The organism is Vibrio sp. SCSIO 43140, assembly GCF_023716585.1.
GTDB lineage: Bacteria > Pseudomonadota > Gammaproteobacteria > Enterobacterales > Vibrionaceae > Vibrio > Vibrio maritimus_B.
In genome coordinates, this window is the sequence record NZ_CP071851.1 from 1,237,675 (window position 1) to 1,257,226 (window position 19,552).

Below are 19,552 nucleotides of genomic sequence, written 5' to 3' on the forward strand. Positions count from 1 at the left end.
AAAAACATGGATATTCTATCTACATTCGGAAGTATGTTTTGGCATATTTTCACCTCCCCACTGCTGATCTTAATTCTCGTCGGCAGTACATTTTTGGGGATTATTTTTGGCGCAATGCCCGGCCTAACCGCAACACTGGGCGTGGCACTACTGACTACCCTAACCTACGGCTTAGACAATCAAACAGCGCTGCTGGCACTGCTTTCAATCTATGTGGGTGGCGTTTACGGCGGTATGTATACGTCTATTCTACTCAATATTCCCGGCACCGCAGCATCTGCGGCGACGGCAATGGACGGCTACCCTATGGCTCAGCAAGGTCAGGCAGGACGAGCGTTTGGTTTAGCCACAACCTCATCACTGATTGGCTCGGCCATCGGTATGGTGTTCGTTGCCCTGCTCTCTCCGGTTATTGCCAAGGCTGCGCTTCAGTTCACCTCCTATGAGTACTTCCTGCTGGCGCTGTTTGGCATTCTGATCTCCGGCAGTTTGACCTCCCCAGAACTGGCAATAAAAGGCTGGATTGCAGGTCTGTTCGGCATCTGGTTGTCCACTATTGGCCAAGACCATATGCAGATGTACCCACGCTTTACTATGGGTATTCACGAACTCGACAATGGCATTGATGTGGTTCCCGTATTAATCGGCGCCTTTGGTATTCCACAAATCATGTCGGTACTGGAATCGAAGATGAAGATGAAGTCGATGAATGCCAAGTCGATTGGTAAGCTGCTACCAGACTTCAAAACCATGTTCAAAAACACGCGTAATATCATTTCATCCGCGCTTACTGGTGTTGGTATCGGTGCAGTGCCCGGGATTGGCGAGGATATCGCAGCGTGGGTGGCATATGGTATTTCTCGTAAGACCAGCAAGAAGCCAGAGACCTTTGGGAAAGGCGCTCCAGAGGGCGTAATCTCTACCTCGACAGCGAACCAAGCCTGTGTGGGAGGCGCTATGATTCCGCTACTCAGCTTAGGTATTCCAGGCTCTCCACCAGCGGTCATGCTGCTAGGTGCGCTGATGCTACATAATGTCGCTCCGGGTCCAATGCTGCTAAAAACTAACCCATCCTTCATCCCAGAGGTAACAGCGATTCTGTTCGCGGCTGCGATTGCGATGTGGGTGTGCGGTATGATCCTGTCTAAACAGGTCATTCATATTCTGCGCATTCCGCAAACGCTGTTTATGCCACTTATCGCTGTGCTGTGTGTTATCGGCTCATTCGCTCTCGGCATGCGCGTCTTCAACCTGTATTTGATGGGTATCATCGGCATCATTTCTTACTTCTTTATGAAGCTGAAAGTGCCTATCGCACCATTGGTGATTGGCGTCATCTTAGGCCCTATGGCAGATACCTCGCTCAGAACGGGTCTCAAGACCACCGGTGGTAGCTTAATGCCAATGATTGAGCGCCCTATCTCACTGATTTTGGTGTGTGTGATTGTGATGATCATTTGTAGCCAAATCCCTGCGGTTAACCGTGGGATCCGAACGCTATTTAGCACTGTCAAAAACCGACTCGCCACATCCTAAGGAAACCGTATGAAAACCATTGTCTGCTTAGATGGCTACACTTTAAACCCCGGTGATAATCCTTGGGCTCTTATTGAAGCTCTGGGTGAGTTCAAAAGCTATGACCGAAGCACTGGCGGCACCGAAGAGGTCATCGAAAGGGCGAGAAACGCCAGTATTATCTTGACCAACAAGACCCCGATAAGTCGGCAAGTCATCGATGCCTGCCCGGAGCTGGAATGCATAGCCGTGTTAGCCACAGGTTATAACGTTGTCGATATAGAATACGCCAAACAAAAAGATATTCCGGTCATGAACGTGCCCGTTTACGGCACTGAAACCGTCGCCGAAATGGTGTTTGCTCATATCTTCAACTTTGCTCGCAACGTGAGTGCGATGAGTAATGATGTAAAGCAAAACCTTGGGTGGAGTCGCAACCAAGATTGGACGTACTGGTTAACCCCGCAGTTAGAGCTATCGGGTAAAACGTTAGGCATCGTCGGCTTTGGCAACATTGGTCAGCAAGTTGGGGCGATTGGCTCTGCTTTTGGCATGAACGTCATCGCTCATGATGAATTCAGTAAGCAGATGCCGAGCTATGCTCATAAAAAGGTCACGTTAGAGGCGCTATTGGCTGAATCTGATTTCGTCTCACTGCACTGCCCAGCTTTGCCCGCCACTGAGAATATGATCAATCAAGCAACGCTAGTCAAAATGAAGCCAAGCGCCTTTTTGATTAACACTTCTCGCGGTCAACTTGTCGATGAACCAGCACTCGCTGCAGCGCTCAACCAAGGCGTCATCTCTGGTGCGGCACTTGATACATTGTGGCAAGAGCCCCCAGTGAAGAGCAACCCATTGCTCAGCGCGAAAAACTGCATTATCACACCACATATCGCATGGGCAACGCTTGATGCGAGGCAGCGCATCATGTCTATGGTAGCTGAGAACATTCAAAGCTATCTGGATGGCACACCGATTAATGTCGTCAATCCTCTATAGGAGACTATGATGCCGGTAAGCTCGCAACATATTGGTCAGTTTTACAATCAACCTGTGCAAGAGGTGACGCTATCCAATCAGTCTGGAATGTCGGTATCCATATTGACGCTCGGAGGCATCATAAGATGCCTTCACGTCCCGGACTCAGATGGCGAAGTGAAAGACATCGTACTCGGATATGATAACCTCGCTGACTATGCCAAAGACACACATTACATGGGCGCCATCATTGGCCGCGTTGCCAATCGGATAGAAGGCGCCAAGTTCAATTACAATGGCGAGACTATTCAAGTCGACAGAAACGCCTATGACGGAAAACACTGCGTTCATGGTGGACGCTTTGGTTACCATCATCGAGTTTGGCAAATCGCTATCGTCGATGAAACTGATGATGAGATTTCGCTTTGGCTTGTGCTAGAAGATGCGGATGGTGAGGAGGGCTTTAAAGGGAACGTTACGGTTTCGGCGAAGTATACTCTGACCAGTACCAATCAGCTCAGGTTATACATCAGTGCTTGCTCCGATACCGCTTCACCAATGAGCATGACAGCGCACAGTTATTTCAACCTTAACGGGCATGAGTCAGGGAGCATTAATAACCATTTATTACGTATCCCGTCTGACCGAACCTTACAACAGAAGCAAGATAGGATACCGAATGGCGAAGTTGTCAGTGTCCGCCACACTGCTTTTGATTACTCTTTAGGGGTGATGCTCGCTGAATGTGTAAACAACGACATCGACATCAACGATTCCTATGTTCTCAGTGAAGCTGAAGAAATTAGATTGGTCGGTGAGCTGCAAACATCGAAATTGGGGCTGAGAGTTTACTCCAATGAAGATACCTTGCACTTCTACAATGGACATAATCTGAATCAAGTAGCTGGCAAAAATACTTCGGTTTATCAGAAGTTTGCTGGCGTATGTCTTGAGCCGAAAGGGTATGTCAATGCGGTCAATATCGGACACTTCCCATTATCTCAGGTAACGCCAGACAAACCCTATCAGCATTCGATCGTTTATGAGTTCTATTACCCTGACGACAATAAATCGTTTAGCTAATAGATCTAGAGCGGTATTTCGGATGCGTAATCGGTATGGCTGCTAACAGTGTTTTGGTGTACTCGTGCTTCGGCGTTTTGTACACCTCATCACTGGTTCCGTACTCAACGACTTTACCCTCCTTCATTACCGCGACATTATCAGAGACATGCCTCACCACAGAGAGGTCATGAGAGATAAAGATAATGGCGAGGTTCATCTCTGCTTGTAAGTCCAGCAGCAAATTGAGGATCTGCGCTTGGACCGACACATCCAATGCAGATACCGACTCATCACAAATCAACAGTTTTGGCTTCACCGCTATCGCACGAGCAATACCGATGCGCTGTCTTTGCCCCCCCGAAAACTCATGGGGATAGCGGTCAATCGAGTCCTCAGGCAGACCGACTTTTTCCAACAGTTCTCGAACCCACTGCTGCCTCTCTATTGTGTTACCGAGTTTGTGGATGATAAAGGGCTCTTCTAAGATCATGCCCACCGTGTGGCGTGGGTTTAGCGACTCCATAGGGTCTTGAAACACAATTTGCATTTCCTTACGCAGCGGGCGCATTTCGCGAGTCGATAGCTTAGTGATATCCGCTCCCTCAAACACAATTTTTCCATCATAGGGCTCTAGGAGTTTTAGAATGGTGTGGCCCAAGGTGCTTTTACCACACCCTGACTCTCCGACTAACCCAAGCGTCTCGCCACGATTGACGGACAAGGACACACCATCCACCGCCTTCATTACGTATCCACGACGAAAAACCCCGCCACCACTACGAAAGTACTGCTTTAAATCGGTGATTTTTAGAAGTTCACTCATTCAGAACCTTTAACTGCCTTATCAATTAGCGAAACATGTCTTCGGTAATGGGTTTGATATCAATCTTTTGCTTGGGCGGATTGTCGATATCTGGAATTAGCCCGAGTAAGCGCTCTGTGTATGGATGCTTAGGGTGATCAAACAGCTCAAACACATCCGCTTGTTCTACAATCCGCCCCGCAAACATGACGGCTACGTCGTCGCATATCTCGGCAACAACACCAAGATCGTGGGTAATAAATATCATCGACATCCCCGTCTCCTGTTGAAGCTCTTGCATCAACGCAAGAATCGAGGCTTGCACAGTGACATCCAGTGCTGTGGTCGGCTCATCACAAATCAATATGTCTGGCTTACAAGCCAACGCCATTGCGATCATCACACGTTGACGCATACCGCCAGACAGGTTGTGCGGGTACTCGTTCAATCTTGCTTCTGGCAATGGGATACGCACCTTTTTCAGCATATCGTGACAGGTCGCTTTTCTCTCTGATTTACTCAGTTCAGGTCGATGTAACTCCAATACCTCGTTAAGCTGCTTACCAACCGTTTGAACTGGATTAAGTGCCGTCATCGGGTCTTGAAAGATGATGGAAATTCGGTCTCCTCGCATCGAATACATTTCACTGGGCTCAAGTTTCAGCAAATCTGTATCTCGATATAAGATCCGTCCCTTTGTCACGACTCCGTAAGGTTTGGGCAACAATCCCATGATGGACATCGCCGTAACACTCTTACCACTGCCAGACTCACCGACAATCCCCAGTGTCCTACCGGCTTTGAGATCAAAATTAACGCCATGCAATACCTCACGGCAGTCATCATCATCGTGAAAACTTACCGCGAGATCGCGCACGCTTAGAATTACCTCGTCTTGCATGAACACTCCGTCCAATGTTTTGGTTATTGCAGTTTGTAGGTGTCATCAACGACAATCACAGGCTCGAAGCTCTCGCCTTTTTTCATTGCCTGCTTAGTTTGCTTTCTCATTTCATCATCAATCCAAAAGTTGGCGATGTCTGTCACTGAGAACATGGCTTGTGTTTGTTTGGTCATCCCATTTTCTGGAACACGCAACCAGCGCCAATGCGCTTCACGTGTGTATGGCACCATATATCCTGGAACAATAAGAAACTCCTCAGACACTTTCTGTTGGATCTGATGTGACAGCGCTTGTTTTTTGGCTACGTCAAATTCAACCACATATTGGTCAATGAGTTTGTCCATATCGGGATTTTGATAGAAGGTGTGGTTGTTTGTTTGAGGTTTTGCATTGTCAGAGTGTAGATACTCCCAATAAGCAGGGATTTCACCGCCTCCCATGTGCAAAAAGGCTAACTGATGTTTTTTCTCGAGCACAAACTTGAACGCCGAAGAGCCATCAACAAGTTTAAGGTTAAACTCCAGTCCCGCTTGCTTAGCCTGTTCTTTGAGATAAGCAATCCTTGGTGTGTGTGGTGGGAAACCATAAGTAATATCAAAGCTTAGTCTTTGACCTTGGGCATTAACACGAATACCGTCGGCACCAATGGTATCAAAACCCGCGGCTTCGAAATAAGCGATCGCTTTATCAGGGTCAAAAGCCGCAGCTTGATTGTCTGGTCGATCATAGTCGCCATGCCCTGCACCAAGCCCGTGAGGCAAACGCAGATAATCGCCGCGTAACACGTTTTTAATCATGCCATCGTAATCAGAGGCATACATGATACCCGCTCGAACATTACGGTCGTCAAGCATCGGCATTGAGGTATTCATCCATAAACCGCCCGCGCCCTGCACGGTTTGGTTGTAACCCCAAAACTTTTGGATGTATCCATTTTGATAAGGCTTACCGTCCGCCTTCTCATGCCACAAACTTGGCAGTATTAAGCCAAACGCATCCAAGTCACCCTTTTCAAATCGCTTTCTGGCAATATCCGCATCTCGGATAACGGTAAGGCGTACCTTCTCAACATTGTAGCGATTCTTGTAATATCGATTCTCATACCCCCACCAGTCCTGACCGACATGTTTGAACGTGACACTCTTACCCTTCTTAACGTCAGACATGTAATACGCCCAAGTCGTTGGCTCAGCCTTGAAATTAAACTTCCTTACAAAGTTATCGTCGATACCATCACCGTTTTTATCGTTTTTGGAATCAGCAAAAAAGTGCTCGGGTCTTGGCTGTACCCCATTGCTTGGCAGGTTAATCTGAATCATCAGCTCATCTTGGCTCATTTTCGAGGCTGACTTTATGGCGATGGTGTAGTCATCAATCTTGACGACGTCGGCGATCTTGTTGGTAAAGAAGTCGTTGTACCATGGGGCAATAATGTCTTTGGATCGGTTGTAGGTCAGCATAAACAAATAGTCGTCCGCGGTGACCATCTCACCATCGGACCATTTTGCCTTCGGGTTCAACTTGAAATAGACAGTTTGATTGTCGTCACCATACGCCCATGCTTCAGCAAGCTGTGGAATCCACTTATTCGTATTGGGATGACGAGCCGCAAGCTTGGGAGTGCCGTCCATAAAGTAATGACGCAAACCAGAATTTGAATCTGGTCCGACACTTCTCAGCGTTTGTGGGAAACTCGACATGTAGGAGCGTAACGTACCGCCAAACTGCGCTTCCTCCGACGCAAACAATGGCTCATTCATGTTATCTATCCATTGAAGATCCGCCGGAAGGTCACCCGCGTTCACACCCACAGATAGGGTTGTCGCAAGTACCGCTAAAGTAATGTAATTCTTGCCCATGCAATATCCTTATTTTTATTCGCTAAACGTTTTCCGTGGCCTAGCTCTATACGATTAATTTTAATCACTTAGTTTAAACATAGCGGGTAAACTTCTTCGGGTCGAAAGCTGCCCTTACCGCTTCACCAATGAATGTCACCATAACCAAAACCGCAACAATGGCGGTTACTACTGAAGCAACGATCCAAGGTGAGTCTAAGTTCGATTTTCCTTGCTGAAGCAACTCTCCCCAGCTTGGCGTTGGTGGCATTAAGCCTAACCCCAAATAATCGAGTGCGGTCAGAGCCGTGATATTTGCCGCGATAGTGAATGGTGCGAGTGTTACCACCATCACCATGGTATTTGGGAGGATGTGATTGAAGACGATTCGAGCATTTGACGCGCCAAGCGCTTTGGCTGCCGTGACATACTCCCTTGCGACTTCTTTATAGGTCATGGTCCTCATGTACCAGGTAATGCCCATCCAACCAAACATGACATTGATGGCGACAAAAAGAGTAAAACTCGGCTGAACAATAGAGACCAAAATCATGATGACGTACAAGAAAGGCACCATAGACCAAATCTCAATAAAACGTTGAACGAAAAGGTCAAACTTGCCGCCAAGAAAGCCCATTGCACAGCCGACAGCGACACCAATCGCATAAGAAGCCGCCATGGCTAATAGTGCAAATCCCATAGCAATTCGAAAGCCGTACACCAACCTTGCCAATATGTCTCTGCCGATGATATCGGTCCCTAGATAGTGCTTAGATTGGGCATTGGGCGCATTTGGTGGATAATCCCCAGAAAAGTCTTGTTCATAAGGATCCCACGGCACTATCGGCATCAACACAAAATCATCACCTGCCGCTTGTTCAAAGGTTAACTTAAGTTGTCTGTAGTCGGCTTCACTGGCATTCGTTTGTCCAAATTCTGTTCCCAGATAGACACGGCTCACCACCGGAAAAAAGTAATCACCTTGATACTTCACCACCAGCGCTTTGCTGTTAATAAGAAATTCAGCAAATAACGACATAATCAACATGAGTGACAGCAGAATAAACGACCAATAGCCACGCTTAATGCGGCTAAAATTATTGAGCTTTTTCTTTGTTAAAGGACTGACCTGCATCGCTTATCCCCCAAACTTCACACGAGGGTCGACAAGCGCGACACAGATATCAGAGATGATGTTTCCCAGAAGCAGCAGCACCGCATTAATCGCGACGATCCCCATTACAACGGGGTAGTCTCTTTCGACAATAGACTCATAACCCAGCAGCCCTATTCCATCAATGTTGAAGATGACCTCAATTAAGAATGCTCCGCTCATAAAGAACAGCAAAGAGTTACCAAAATGGCTGGCAATTGGTATTAGGCTATTTCGTAGTGCGTGCTTTCGCACCGCTTGCTTAAATGGCAAGCCCTTTGCGATCGCAGTTCTTATGTAGTCTGCTGACAGGTTTTCCATGAGATTGTTTTTCATCGTCATAGTAAGCGTCGCAAAATCGCCGATGAGGTAACAGATTAAAGGTAGAATGGCATGCCACATAATGTCGGCAACTTGCTCTGACAATAGCTCAAAATCCTCAAAGTCATCGCTAGTGAAGCCCCCCATAGGCGTCCACTCTAGGTGATAACTAAACAGAGTAATAAGCAACACCCCCACAACGTACCCTGGAAGTGCATACCCTACAAAGATTGCCACTGAAGAGAGCGAATCAAACACAGAACCATGTTTAAGTGCTTTGTAATAGCCAAGAGGGATGGAAATAAAATAGCTGATAAAGAACGTCATACCACCGTAAAACAGTGATACTGGAATACGCTCAGCAATCATGTCTGAAACCGGCTCGTAGTAACGAGTAGACTCACCAAGATCCAATTGAACAAGGTTCGAAAGCCATTCCCAATAGGCTTGATGAACGGGTTTATCGAGACCGTAGAAAGCATTCAACTCTTGGATTTGATCTTCCGACAGCGCAGAGTTGCTGCCTGATATCGATAGCGATCCCCCATCCCCTTGTGTATGCAGATTAGCCAGCATTCTCTCTACTGGCCCTCCTGGAACTAATCTGGTGATCGCAAAAATAAGTATCGTCACCCCTAAAAACGTTGGCACCACAAGTGCTAGGCGACGAAGAAAGTAAGACAGCATTAATCAACTTCTCCATGTTTGCTGCTCCCTAAGAGAAAGATTAACGAGCTTAGAGCGACAAAACAAGTTACTGCCTTAATTAAGTCACTGAAAGAAAAGCAACTAGTAGAAGGCAACATATATCAAGGATAAGCAAATATTTGCGACACATCAGCAAATACGAACATTACATCAATACCCGAACCAAGCGGAGCATCGATGGACCTGATCCTTCATATTGTAGTTAAGTGTTTTAATTTCTGGGGTTACAGTAAATGGACTAAGAGTAGCAATTAACATCATTTCAATCTGGATGGCTAGGTCTCCAGGTTTTTTGGATGTGCGCTAAAACACGAACAACAAAAATCACTCTGCAGCGCGGAGCGCATAAAGGTACAAGAATGAAGAAACTTATGATCCCAGCCTTGGCAATAGTCGCACTTTCTGGATGTCAAACGACTAGCGTCAGTGAGATGATGGCGAACCCTAAGTCTATTGATAAGCCGTTTTCTTGCGAACTAGACAACCATGCAAATTTGATTATACAAAAAGACGGTCAAGGTGTTTATCTCTGGAGTGACTCGAATACTCCAAACGAAAACGTCACAGTGACGAATCACGCAATTCGTAAAATGAAAAACGGTTCACAGAGCCATAAGTTCTCAATCATGCAACGAGAAAACATTAGCGGTGACGTTTACGGTGGCATCGAAGCGGATCTCACATTCATTGATGATGGCGAGTCAACTATGCGCGGTGACTGGGAATTTAAATATATTCTAGTCTCAACCGACCATGGCACAAAAGAAAGCAAACCAAACGAGCGAATTATTAAAAAGGCAGTTTGTCGATGGGATACAGAGGCATCAATCGATTGGTAGGTCAGTTGAACCATTTACAACTAAGGGTTGTCAAAAACTATACGGAAATAGTTCAAGATGACCTTTTAAATTCTTTGAAGATGTAAAGCAGACACTCGACATCTAGCTAAGTTAGCTCAGCGCTGCCTCTGTTTCCTTGGTACCTTTCAAAAAGTTTGACTCTAAAGTTAGAGAGTGCAGCGGAAATTGAAACCAATCTGCACCTCTATCACTCACCCGCTAACTTCAACCCGTGAAGCCCTCTGCATCCGCATACGAATTCGATGCGCTTGCTGTATGTGATGTCTTGCTGCCTGTTCGGCTTTATCGCCATCGCGCTGGCGAATAGCATCGATGATCGCTTGATGTTCTTGGTACGCAGTTTGAGTTCGCTCTCCTTCCTGTAACGTGGTTCCGCCTAGCAAAGTGAGTGCATTTGATAGTGAGTTTAGTGCGTCAATTAGATAACGGTTGTTCCCCGCTCGATATAGCGCTTGGTGAAACAGACGGTTCGCCTCAGCGACCTTAATCGGGTCCTTGGCATTACTTAACATGATGTCGTTGAAGTCTTCGAGCTCAGCTAATTCAATCTCTGAGGCATGCCGTGCTGCATATCGCGCTGCAGTGCCTTCTAGTACCTCACGCACCTCATACAACTCTATCACCTCTTTCTGATCCAGCTGCTTGATGACCGCACCTTGGCGTGGCAAATGGATCAACAAACCATCACTTTCTAAACGCCGAATGGCATCCCTGACGGGTGTTCTGCTAATGCCCAGCATCTCTGCAACTTCAATTTCTCTAACGCGAGTTCCCGGTGTCAGTTCACCGTGACGAATGGCTTGTAGTAGCTTTTGATAGGCCACTTCGGATCGAGATTGATTACTCTTTTTTTCTTGTGTCATTTGCTATCGAACTCTAATCGAAGATCGTTCTAGATCTCAGTTGTGAAGTTTTTGTTATTCCAAACTTGACACAGGAATCAATAAGTTTCAAGCTAAAAATACAATTGTATACAATCGTATACATCAATAACCAAAAACAAGGAAGTATCGAATGAGCTTTGAAAGTGAGTCCTACGATGTGATTGTTGCTGGAGGTGGTCAGGCTGGCATCGTTGCTGCGATTGTTGCCGCCGAAAAAGGCGCGAGTGTTTGTCTGCTGGAAGGCGCTCCCAGAACCCACCGTGGAGGCAATACCCGTCACACCCGAAACCTAAGACCCATGCACGACGGCCCTATGTCTGTCTTAAGCGGTACCTACGACGAAGAAGAATATTGGCAAGACCTAATGCGTGTTACCAAAGGCAAAACCAATGAAGAGCTTGCACGCTTGACGCTTCACCGCTCAACGGAGGCGGTTGATTGGTTAGAGCAGCGAGGCGTGCAGTTCCAGCCGCCATTGGGAGGCACACTACATCTAGGAAGGACTAACGCGTTCTTCATGGGTGGCGGTAAACAGCTAGCCAATGCTCTCTATCGTCACGCTGAAAACTTGGGCATTGAGATCCACTACGATGCCATGGTCACCGACATTGAAATAAACAACGATGAATTTAAAAGTGTTTCAGTCGGCGATCAGACAATTAAAGGCAAAACATTTGTCGCCGCCGCAGGTGGATTCGAGGCGAATGTAGAATGGCTGAAAGAGGCATGGGGCGATATTGCGGAAAACTTCCTTATTCGTGGTACCCCATACAACAAAGGCACCTTGCTGAAGATGCTGCTTAATGCAGGGATTAACTCCGTTGGCGAGCCAAACCAATGCCATGCAGTTGCGATAGATGGTCGTGCGCCACAATTTGATGGTGGGATTTGTACTCGCGTTGACTGTGTTTCTCTTGGGGTTGTCGTCAATAAAAATGCCAAACGCTTTTACGACGAAGGTGAAGATTTCTGGCCAAAGCGTTATGCGATTTGGGGTCGCCTTGTGGCCTCTCAGCCTGATCAGATTGCCCATGTCATTATCGACAGCAAAGCCAAAGGCTCGTTCATGCCTCCTGTGTTTCCAGCGGTGACAGCAAACTCGATACAAGAACTGGCCGAGAAAGTTGGCTTAGACGTTGAGGCGTTCACTCAGACCATCGACGAGTATAACGCCGCTGTTCAGCCGGGTAACTTTGATCACACCGAACTAGACCAAGTGCACACCAAAGGACTTGAAGTTAACAAGACTAACTGGGCACGACGAATTGATACTCCCCCATTCTACGCCTATTCGCTCAAGCCCGGCATCACGTTCACCTACCTTGGTGTTGAGGTCAATAAGAATGCTCAGATGAGAATGTCTGATGGCAAGCTTGCCAAAAACCTATTTGCAGCTGGAGAAATTATGGCAGGCAACGTACTAGGACAAGGCTACTTAGCAGGCATTGGAATGACAATTGGAAATGTGTTTGGACGAATAGCAGGAAGCGAGGCAGCGGATTATGCGATCAACAATTAAAGTAAAAGAAGTCGATAGAGTAATGACCATTTGTAATGCCTGCCGCTATTGCGAAGGTCACTGCGCCGTGTTTCAAGCAATGGAGCTTAGATTAGAGTTCAATTCAGATGATCTCGACTACTTATCTAACCTTTGCCATAACTGCGGCGCCTGTTACCACAACTGCCAATACGCCAAACCTCACGAGTTTGAACTCAACGTGCCTGGCGCCATGGCCGAGCTTAGAGAAGAGAGCTACGCACAATATGCTTGGCCAAGCTTTATGGGTTCTGCATTCAAGAATAACGGACTTTGGGTGACATCATTACTCTTAGTGCTGGTTACGGCATTTGTAGTACTCGGTGCCTATCTTACCGGAGACAGTTTTTTCCAAGTGCATGACAACGCTTTTTACGGCGTAATATCCCATAACGTAATGGTAGGGATCTTCGGTACCGTGGCGCTATTTGTAGCCATCGCTATGGTGATGTCGATTGTAAACTTCTGGAAGGTGATGCGATTACCTGCACCGTGGAAGCTAGATTGGGGATTGGTAGCCAAAGGGATTAAAGATGGCCTTACCCTCAAATACCTTGATGGAGGAAATGGTCAAGGATGCTCGTACCCTTCAGAGAAACCATCGATGGCAAGGCGCTATTTCCACCAAATGACATTCTGGGGATTCATGCTTTGCTTCGCTGCGACTTCAACAGCGACAGTGATGCACTATGCGCTCGCGCTTCCTGCCCCTTATGACTTTATCAGCCTGCCCAAGCTATTTGGCGTTATTGGTGGTTTAGGTCTAATTGTTGGTCCTATTGGTCTAATGGCGCTGAAGCGTCAAGCCGTATCGGATACCAAAGGTAAAACCAACAAGGGTATGGATACTAGCTTCCTCATGCTATTGCTATTAACAAGTGTTTCCGGTCTGGGGTTGATGGTTTTGCGCGATACTAGCTGGGTAGGACTTGGGCTGACGGTTCACTTAGGGATCGTTCTGACGCTCTTTATTTCGATGCCTTACGGCAAGTTTGTTCACGGTTTCTATCGCCTCATTGCCTTAATCACTTTCGTGGTGGAGAAAGAGCGTCACCAAGCGATTGTCGGTGTTAAGCCTGTCACCGAGCCAAACGCTTAATCGTATAATACTTTATATAAGCGCCTCAAAATCCGAGTAATTTTGAGGCGTTTTTTGTGTCCCATCACTTTTCTCATCGAGTAAGAATCGATAATCGTGACCTTTTCGGCAGAGACATTTACACCCCCAATGTAAACTACTCGTTAAATAGAAACCATGTATTAACACCCATTACTCCATGGAGGCTGAAATGCGAGTATTAGTAGTTGAAGACGATAAAATGATCAGCCAAGCCATTGAGCAACGCTTCACCGACCTCGGTCACGGTGTGGACTGCGCCTACGATGGTGACGTAGCCTATGCCATGGTAAGCCACACGCCATTTGATTTGATTATTCTTGATCTAAACCTCCCCTATAAATCAGGGGAGCAAATCACTAAACGAATTCGACAAGTATCAGATACCCCTATATTGATTCTTACTGCGAGAAACGAGGTATTTGATCGCATCAACTTGCTTGATTTAGGAGCGGATGATTACCTGACCAAACCTTTCGATTTCGGAGAGCTTGAGGCGAGATGCCGGGCAATTGTGCGCCGCAGACAAGGCAGCGACCATAATGTGATTACCTACGGTGATATCGAGTTTGATAGTGTCAGTTGCTCGGTCAAAGTAAAAGGCGAACCCATCGACCTTAAACAGCGCGAGTTTCGATTACTTGAAATTTTCATCACGCACCTAAACCGAGTGATGAGCAAGGAGGAGCTTATTGAGCACCTTTATGGCTACAGCAGTACGCCAAATCTTAATGCCATAGAAACCTATGTGGGTCGTCTAAGAAAATCGCTCAGTCACAGCAATGTCGAGATCAAAACACTTCGCGGACTCGGTTATGTGCTGAATAACGCTAGCCCAAGCTAAGGGTCAGCATGTTCTCTCCTACCCGCTCGCTTCGATTCCAACTCTTATTTGCTGCGACCCTCTCTCTCTGTGTGGTCGCGCTATTGGCGTTAATGGCAGTAAAGCGCTACGCCTACGACACCGCGAAGATGACCTTTGATGAACGCTTAAGTAGTGCGGCACTGCAAATTATCGATCATGTCCATTTCAATAATCTCAGTTTTAGTGTCGACATTCCCTTTTCTGCATTCAAAAGCCTAGCAAGCTCTGCTAACGACCGTGTGTTTTACTTAGTCACCTCTACAAACAACGAGTTTATTACTGGTTATGAAGAGCTACTGAATAATCCTATCGTTCAAACTCAAATCAACCAACACAACACGGTACTAGAACCAAAGCCAGACTATTTCTATCTGGATTTCATGGGAGAATCAGTTCGATTTAGTGTTGTCAGCCGCGCTATTAATACCATGCAAGGGAAGATCAATGTCTATGCCGTATTGGGACAAACCCTGCAGTCACGTATTGCCTGGGAAAGCGAAATCTACAACCAAGCTATCAAAATGCTAGTGGGCGTGATCCTCTGTTCACTGTTAGTTATTACCGCTTTGATATGGCGTGTATTGTGCCCTATCAACGAGATAAACAGAAAGATTGCCAAGCGTTCAAACTTGGATCTCACACCGATATCGGTCGAAGGACCTCGTGAGATTAACCATCTGATTGAAACGATTAATGTCTTCATGTCGCAGTTGGATGGCACCTTAAATAACCTCAAAAGCTTTACAGGAGAAGCGGCTCATCAACTCAAAACCCCGATAGCTGGAATTAAGGCTCAACTATCGGTGGCGCAAAGCAAAGTCCAAGATCCAGAGGCCCTCTCGTACATCAACAGAATATCAAGTTCAAACGACCACTTAGAACGCACCGTTGTGCAACTTCTTAACCATGCCACCATCAAGCATCGCTTTCGTCGTGTCGAACCTCAGTCCGTTCAGTTTAACCAGCTAGTAAAAAACTGCTGTCGCGACTTGGCTATGAATGCTTTGCAAAAAGGTGTGGAGTTGGATTATCAAGAGTCAGTTCAGTTTGCCATTCAAGGTGACGATTTTGCCTTAGCTCAGATGCTCAACAACTTAATTGAGAATGCGATCAAGTACTCTCCCAAAGACAGTAAGGTCGAGGTAGAAATCACCAAAATTGGTAGCAAAGCCACGCTTTACATTAGAGACCATGGGATCGGTATTGATAACAAGGACAAGCCTCATGTTTTTGAGCGCTTCTATCGCAGTCCAAATGCACGTGAAAGTGGCACAGGCCTTGGTATGAGTATTGCTCTAGACGTTGCAGAAAAATCGAATGGCCAATTGATTCTGGAAGACACAACGCCGACTGGGCTTACCATAAAACTGCAATTTCCTCATTCAGTCTGGAAAGAGGTCTCTTCGGATGAATAACTTAACTAGATTTTTAGCCTTATTATCTTTGGCTATCGCTTCCAATGGATACGCAGCACTGACGCTAGAGCAAGACACACTGCATCCGGTCACTTTAAAGGTTCATGCCGCAGCCTATCTTTCGGAGATGCAGCCGCTAATCGATGATTTTGAGCGTCGCAATCCTGACATTCTTATTGACTATAAAGCAGTAAGCAGCAATCGACTTACCCAACAAATTCGAGACCCTGCCACTCCGCCGCCAGACGTTACTATCAGTTCGGTCATGGATCAGCAAATCCGTCTAGTTAATGATGGTTATGCACTGCGCACGCCCTATACCGATAAAAGCGTACTCCCTTCTTGGACCCATTGGCGAGAGGAGCTTTACGGCTTTAGCTATGAGCCAGCGGTGATTGTCTTCAATCGTGCTTTTCTCTACGGGAAACGTACGCCAACCAACCGTGTAGAGCTGATCCATTTCATTCGCCGCCATAGCAACGAACTGCAAGCAAAAATCGGTTTGTTTGATATTCGGAAAGTGGGCATGGGTTATCTACTTTGGTCATTTGAGCGCGCCCAAGCCACTAATTACGGGCAATTTTTGGAACTGTTTAACTCCCATGATGCGCTGACGTTTAACAGCTCAGCGGCCATGCTTGAAGCCGTCAATCGGGGCGATATTAATATGGCGTACAATGTCGTCGGCTCTTATGCTAAGTCCTTTGAAGAGGACAACGATGGCATCGTGGTAGTAGCTGCTACCGACTACACTCCGGTAATTATTCGAAGCGCCTTTGTAAACAAGACAACAGAAACGCCGATCCATGCACAACGCTTCTTAAACTATCTTCTTTCTTATCAAGGGCAAAAAGTGATGGCAGAGCAAACTAACATGCCGCCGATTCGCTTGGATGTAGAAAGCGAAAAGACCGCCCACGTAATGAGAAACCGACTTGCCGATCAGCTAAAGCCTCTGCCTCTCGATGTCAGCTTGTTAGTCATTTCAGACCAAAGCAAAAAACAGATCGTTATTTCCGAATGGGAAAATGCATTAAAAGACTACGAATAGTCGTCGTGTCAGTTTGACGACAGTTTCATCTCTTAATCTGGCCTTAACAGTTGCCAAAGAGCAACAGGAATAGCCAGCAAAAGGAGTGAAGTTATGTCGAGTCAAAGTCAGATTTCATGCATGTTAATACGCGGTGGTACCTCTAAAGGTGCGTATTTTCGAGGAGAAGACCTACCAAACGATGTCCATGAGCGCGATGAAGTTCTGTTGCGCGTAATGGGCTCTGGAGATATCAGTCAGATTAATGGTATTGGCGGAGGTACGACACTGACCAGTAAGGTCGCCATCGTGTCTAAATCCACAGAGCCAGATATAGACTTAGAGTACTTGTTTGCTCAAGTCGGTGTTGAAGAGCGAGTTGTCGATACAAAGCCATCGTGTGGCAATATTCTTTCAGGCATTCTAGCTTTTGCTGGCGAGAATAACCTCGTCTCTCTAAAGTCCCCCACTACCACACTGCGCGTTAAAAATACCAATACTAATACGATCATCGAAGTGTCTGGGGAAACACCCGAAGGTAAGGTCCAATACGAAGGTGACATGTCCATCGACGGTGTTCCAGGAACCGGCTCTCCTATCATGCTTAACTTTCTGGATGTGGGAGGGTCCAAAACGGGAAAACTATTCCCAACTAGAAAAAAGTCCGACATCATCGACGGCATGGAAGTCACATGCATCGATGCTGCCGTTCCTATGCTACATATAGCCGCTGAGTCTGTAGGCGTCACTGGCTACGAAACAAAACAAGAACTCGACAGCAATCAGGCGATGTTGGAACGAGTCGAACATGTAAGACGAATCGCAGGTGAGCTGATGGGACTTGGAGATGTCTCAAACAGTGTCGTACCTAAAGTTTCGTTGCTTACCTCTCCAAAAGCGGGCGGGAACGTAAGCTCTCGTTACTTTGTCCCCCACAATTGTCATGCCAGTCATGCCGTCACCGGAGCCATCGCTGTGGCAGCAGCATGTTCAATCCCAGGCACGGTAGCAAGTCGCTTAGCGTCCAGTTTGACTGATGACACGATAACGATAGAACATCCCAGCGGTCGCATCGACGTCAAGCTACAAATCGAAGAAGGAGAGCTTGAACCCAACTTAAAACAGGCCGCTTTGGTACGAACTGCCCGACCACTGTTTAAAGGCCAAGTTTACCCCGCAAGGTAGAAGCAGGTTGCCACCCAATTAGGGTGGCTTTTTTTTGTTTTGAACATCAATAATGTTGAGCCATGTAACGTTTTTGTTAATAACTCCTACCGTGTCAGTTTAGTGACAGGTTGGCTTTCTAAGTTGAAGGAAATCGCCAAACAACCGAGAGCGATGAACACAGAGAAAGTACAAATGGAGGCAACATGCTTAACATGACATCTCTCAACACAATCAAAGGAATGACTGGTCGTCATTTTCTTCAAACCCTGTTAATTGCAGCGTTTGGTATTTCTGCCATTCCCTCAAACACTCATGCAAAAGACGTTTCATTCTCGGGAGAGCGCGTCGAGCTCTTCATGCCATATAAAGAAGGTGGCGGTACCGACACTTGGGGTCGATTCTACGCACCTTACCTCAGCGAAGCGCTACCTGGCCAACCTGTGGTCGTGGTCAAAAATATCCCAGGCGGAGGCTCAACGAAGGGTGCAAACCAATTTGCTCGCCGTGGCAAAGCTAATGGTTTGAACATCTTTGCAAGCTCAGCATCAACGCAGTTCCCGTACCTACTTAAAGACCGCCGCGTCAAGTACGATTACAACGACTGGCGTGTCATCCTTGCCTCACCAACTGGCGGCGTGGTTTATGTCTCGCCATCGACTGGTATCAATAGCGTTGATGATCTTATCGCCAAGCGTGATGAGATTAAGTTCAAGTACGGAAGCCAAGGCGCAACCTCTCTCGACCTCGTGCCTATTCTAGCGATGGATCTTCTAGGCATGGATGTGCAGCCAACGTTTGGTATGAAAGGACGTGGCGCCGGTCGCTTAGCGTTTGAACGTGGAGAGGTCAACATCGACTATCAAACCAGTTCTGCCTACATCAAAAAGGTCACACCGCTGGTTGAAGAAGGTAAGGCAATTCCACTATTTAGCTTTGGCATCCTCAATGAAGAAGGCAAACTTGAACGCGATCCAAACTTCCCTGATCTTCCACACTTTAGCGAAGTATACGGGCAGCTATACCCTGACCAAGACCCAAGTCAAGGTTACCAAGCATGGCGTTCATTCTTTGTCGCTGGCTTCGCGGCTCAGAAGATGATTTTTGTACCGAAAGACACGCCAGATGAGCTTGTCCAAGCGTGGCGTCAAGCCGCAACGGAGGCCATCAGCTCACCTAAGTTCTCTGAAGAGTCTGTACAAGTGCTTGGCGAGTACCCACAGCTTACTGGCGTTCAAGCCGAAAAGGCACTTGAAGCCGCACTATCTCTAGAAGAGCGTAACCTCAAGTGGGTACGCAACTGGCTAACTGAAAACTATAACACCAAGTTTTAATCACCATTTTGGAGCCTGCGGTTTCGGGCTCCCTTTTTCTTATCACAGGTTTGGTAGAA

17 protein-coding genes are annotated in these 19,552 nt (G+C 46.8%); 11 read left to right on the forward strand and 6 right to left on the reverse strand.

Annotated elements, in window-relative coordinates; all coding sequences use genetic code 11:
- The first annotated feature begins 6 nt into the window (after positions 1-6).
- Genes J4N45_RS24105 through J4N45_RS24115 form a run of 3 tightly spaced genes read left to right on the forward strand, consistent with a single transcriptional unit; the run spans position 7 to position 3,579 of the window.
- Complete coding sequence (locus tag J4N45_RS24105) at positions 7-1,536, forward strand: tripartite tricarboxylate transporter permease (protein WP_252014957.1); 1,530 nt, start codon at positions 7-9, stop codon at positions 1,534-1,536.
- Between the two features lie 9 nt (positions 1,537-1,545).
- Entirely contained in the window at positions 1,546-2,517 is a 972-nt protein-coding gene (locus J4N45_RS24110; protein WP_252014959.1) for a D-2-hydroxyacid dehydrogenase, read from the forward strand.
- Positions 2,518-2,526: 9 nt separating this feature from the next.
- A complete protein-coding gene (locus J4N45_RS24115; protein WP_252014961.1) occupies positions 2,527-3,579 on the forward strand; it encodes an aldose epimerase family protein in 1,053 nt (350 codons plus the stop codon).
- On the opposite strand, the gene J4N45_RS24120 is transcribed toward J4N45_RS24115, so the two are convergent.
- From J4N45_RS24120 to J4N45_RS24140, 5 genes are all read right to left on the reverse strand, one after another.
- Positions 3,572-4,384: an ABC transporter ATP-binding protein gene (locus J4N45_RS24120; protein ID WP_252014963.1), complete on the reverse strand. Its 813-nt coding sequence runs from the start codon at positions 4,382-4,384 to the stop codon at positions 3,572-3,574. The genes J4N45_RS24115 and J4N45_RS24120 overlap by 8 nt on opposite strands.
- Positions 4,385-4,409: 25 nt before the next feature.
- Positions 4,410-5,264, reverse strand: coding sequence for an ABC transporter ATP-binding protein (locus J4N45_RS24125; protein ID WP_252014965.1), 855 nt, complete (start codon positions 5,262-5,264; stop codon positions 4,410-4,412).
- A gap of 23 nt (positions 5,265-5,287) precedes the next feature.
- Positions 5,288-7,126: an extracellular solute-binding protein gene (locus J4N45_RS24130; protein WP_252014967.1), complete on the reverse strand. Its 1,839-nt coding sequence runs from the start codon at positions 7,124-7,126 to the stop codon at positions 5,288-5,290.
- Positions 7,127-7,199: 73 nt separating this feature from the next.
- The gene (locus J4N45_RS24135; RefSeq protein WP_252014969.1) at positions 7,200-8,240 is read right to left on the reverse strand and encodes an ABC transporter permease; all 1,041 of its coding nucleotides are present in this window, start codon (positions 8,238-8,240) and stop codon (positions 7,200-7,202) included.
- Between the two features lie 3 nt (positions 8,241-8,243).
- Positions 8,244-9,266 carry an ABC transporter permease subunit gene (locus J4N45_RS24140; RefSeq protein WP_252014970.1) on the reverse strand — a complete coding sequence of 341 codons (1,023 nt, stop codon included), beginning with the start codon at positions 9,264-9,266 and terminating at the stop codon, positions 8,244-8,246.
- Positions 9,267-9,646: 380 nt separating this feature from the next.
- On the opposite strand from J4N45_RS24140, the gene J4N45_RS24145 reads away from it, so the two are divergent.
- Entirely contained in the window at positions 9,647-10,126 is a 480-nt protein-coding gene (locus tag J4N45_RS24145; protein WP_252014972.1) for a hypothetical protein, read from the forward strand.
- Between the two features lie 212 nt (positions 10,127-10,338).
- Here the strand turns inward: J4N45_RS24145 and J4N45_RS24150 are convergent, their stop codons facing one another.
- Positions 10,339-11,010: a GntR family transcriptional regulator gene (locus J4N45_RS24150; protein WP_252014974.1), complete on the reverse strand. Its 672-nt coding sequence runs from the start codon at positions 11,008-11,010 to the stop codon at positions 10,339-10,341.
- 151 nt (positions 11,011-11,161) lie between these two features.
- On the opposite strand from J4N45_RS24150, the gene tcuA reads away from it, so the two are divergent.
- The 7 genes from tcuA to J4N45_RS24185 all read left to right on the forward strand — a co-directional run bounded on the left by tcuA (position 11,162) and on the right by J4N45_RS24185 (position 19,493).
- Entirely contained in the window at positions 11,162-12,550 is a 1,389-nt protein-coding gene (tcuA, locus tag J4N45_RS24155; RefSeq protein ID WP_252014975.1) for an FAD-dependent tricarballylate dehydrogenase TcuA, read from the forward strand.
- Positions 12,534-13,667 carry a tricarballylate utilization 4Fe-4S protein TcuB gene (gene tcuB / locus J4N45_RS24160; RefSeq protein ID WP_252014977.1) on the forward strand — a complete coding sequence of 378 codons (1,134 nt, stop codon included), beginning with the start codon at positions 12,534-12,536 and terminating at the stop codon, positions 13,665-13,667. The genes tcuA and tcuB overlap by 17 nt, the downstream gene beginning before the upstream one ends.
- A gap of 190 nt (positions 13,668-13,857) precedes the next feature.
- Positions 13,858-14,529: a response regulator transcription factor gene (locus J4N45_RS24165; protein ID WP_252014979.1), complete on the forward strand. Its 672-nt coding sequence runs from the start codon at positions 13,858-13,860 to the stop codon at positions 14,527-14,529.
- A gap of 8 nt (positions 14,530-14,537) precedes the next feature.
- The gene (locus J4N45_RS24170) at positions 14,538-15,965 is read left to right on the forward strand and encodes a sensor histidine kinase (RefSeq protein WP_252014981.1); all 1,428 of its coding nucleotides are present in this window, start codon (positions 14,538-14,540) and stop codon (positions 15,963-15,965) included.
- A complete protein-coding gene (locus tag J4N45_RS24175; RefSeq protein ID WP_252014983.1) occupies positions 15,958-17,016 on the forward strand; it encodes an ABC transporter substrate-binding protein in 1,059 nt (352 codons plus the stop codon). The genes J4N45_RS24170 and J4N45_RS24175 overlap by 8 nt, the downstream gene beginning before the upstream one ends.
- A 93-nt stretch (positions 17,017-17,109) precedes the next feature.
- A complete protein-coding gene (locus J4N45_RS24180; RefSeq protein ID WP_252014985.1) occupies positions 17,110-18,180 on the forward strand; it encodes a 4-oxalomesaconate tautomerase in 1,071 nt (356 codons plus the stop codon).
- A gap of 185 nt (positions 18,181-18,365) precedes the next feature.
- A complete protein-coding gene (locus J4N45_RS24185; RefSeq protein ID WP_252014987.1) occupies positions 18,366-19,493 on the forward strand; it encodes a Bug family tripartite tricarboxylate transporter substrate binding protein in 1,128 nt (375 codons plus the stop codon).
- Positions 19,494-19,552: the final 59 nt, after the last annotated feature.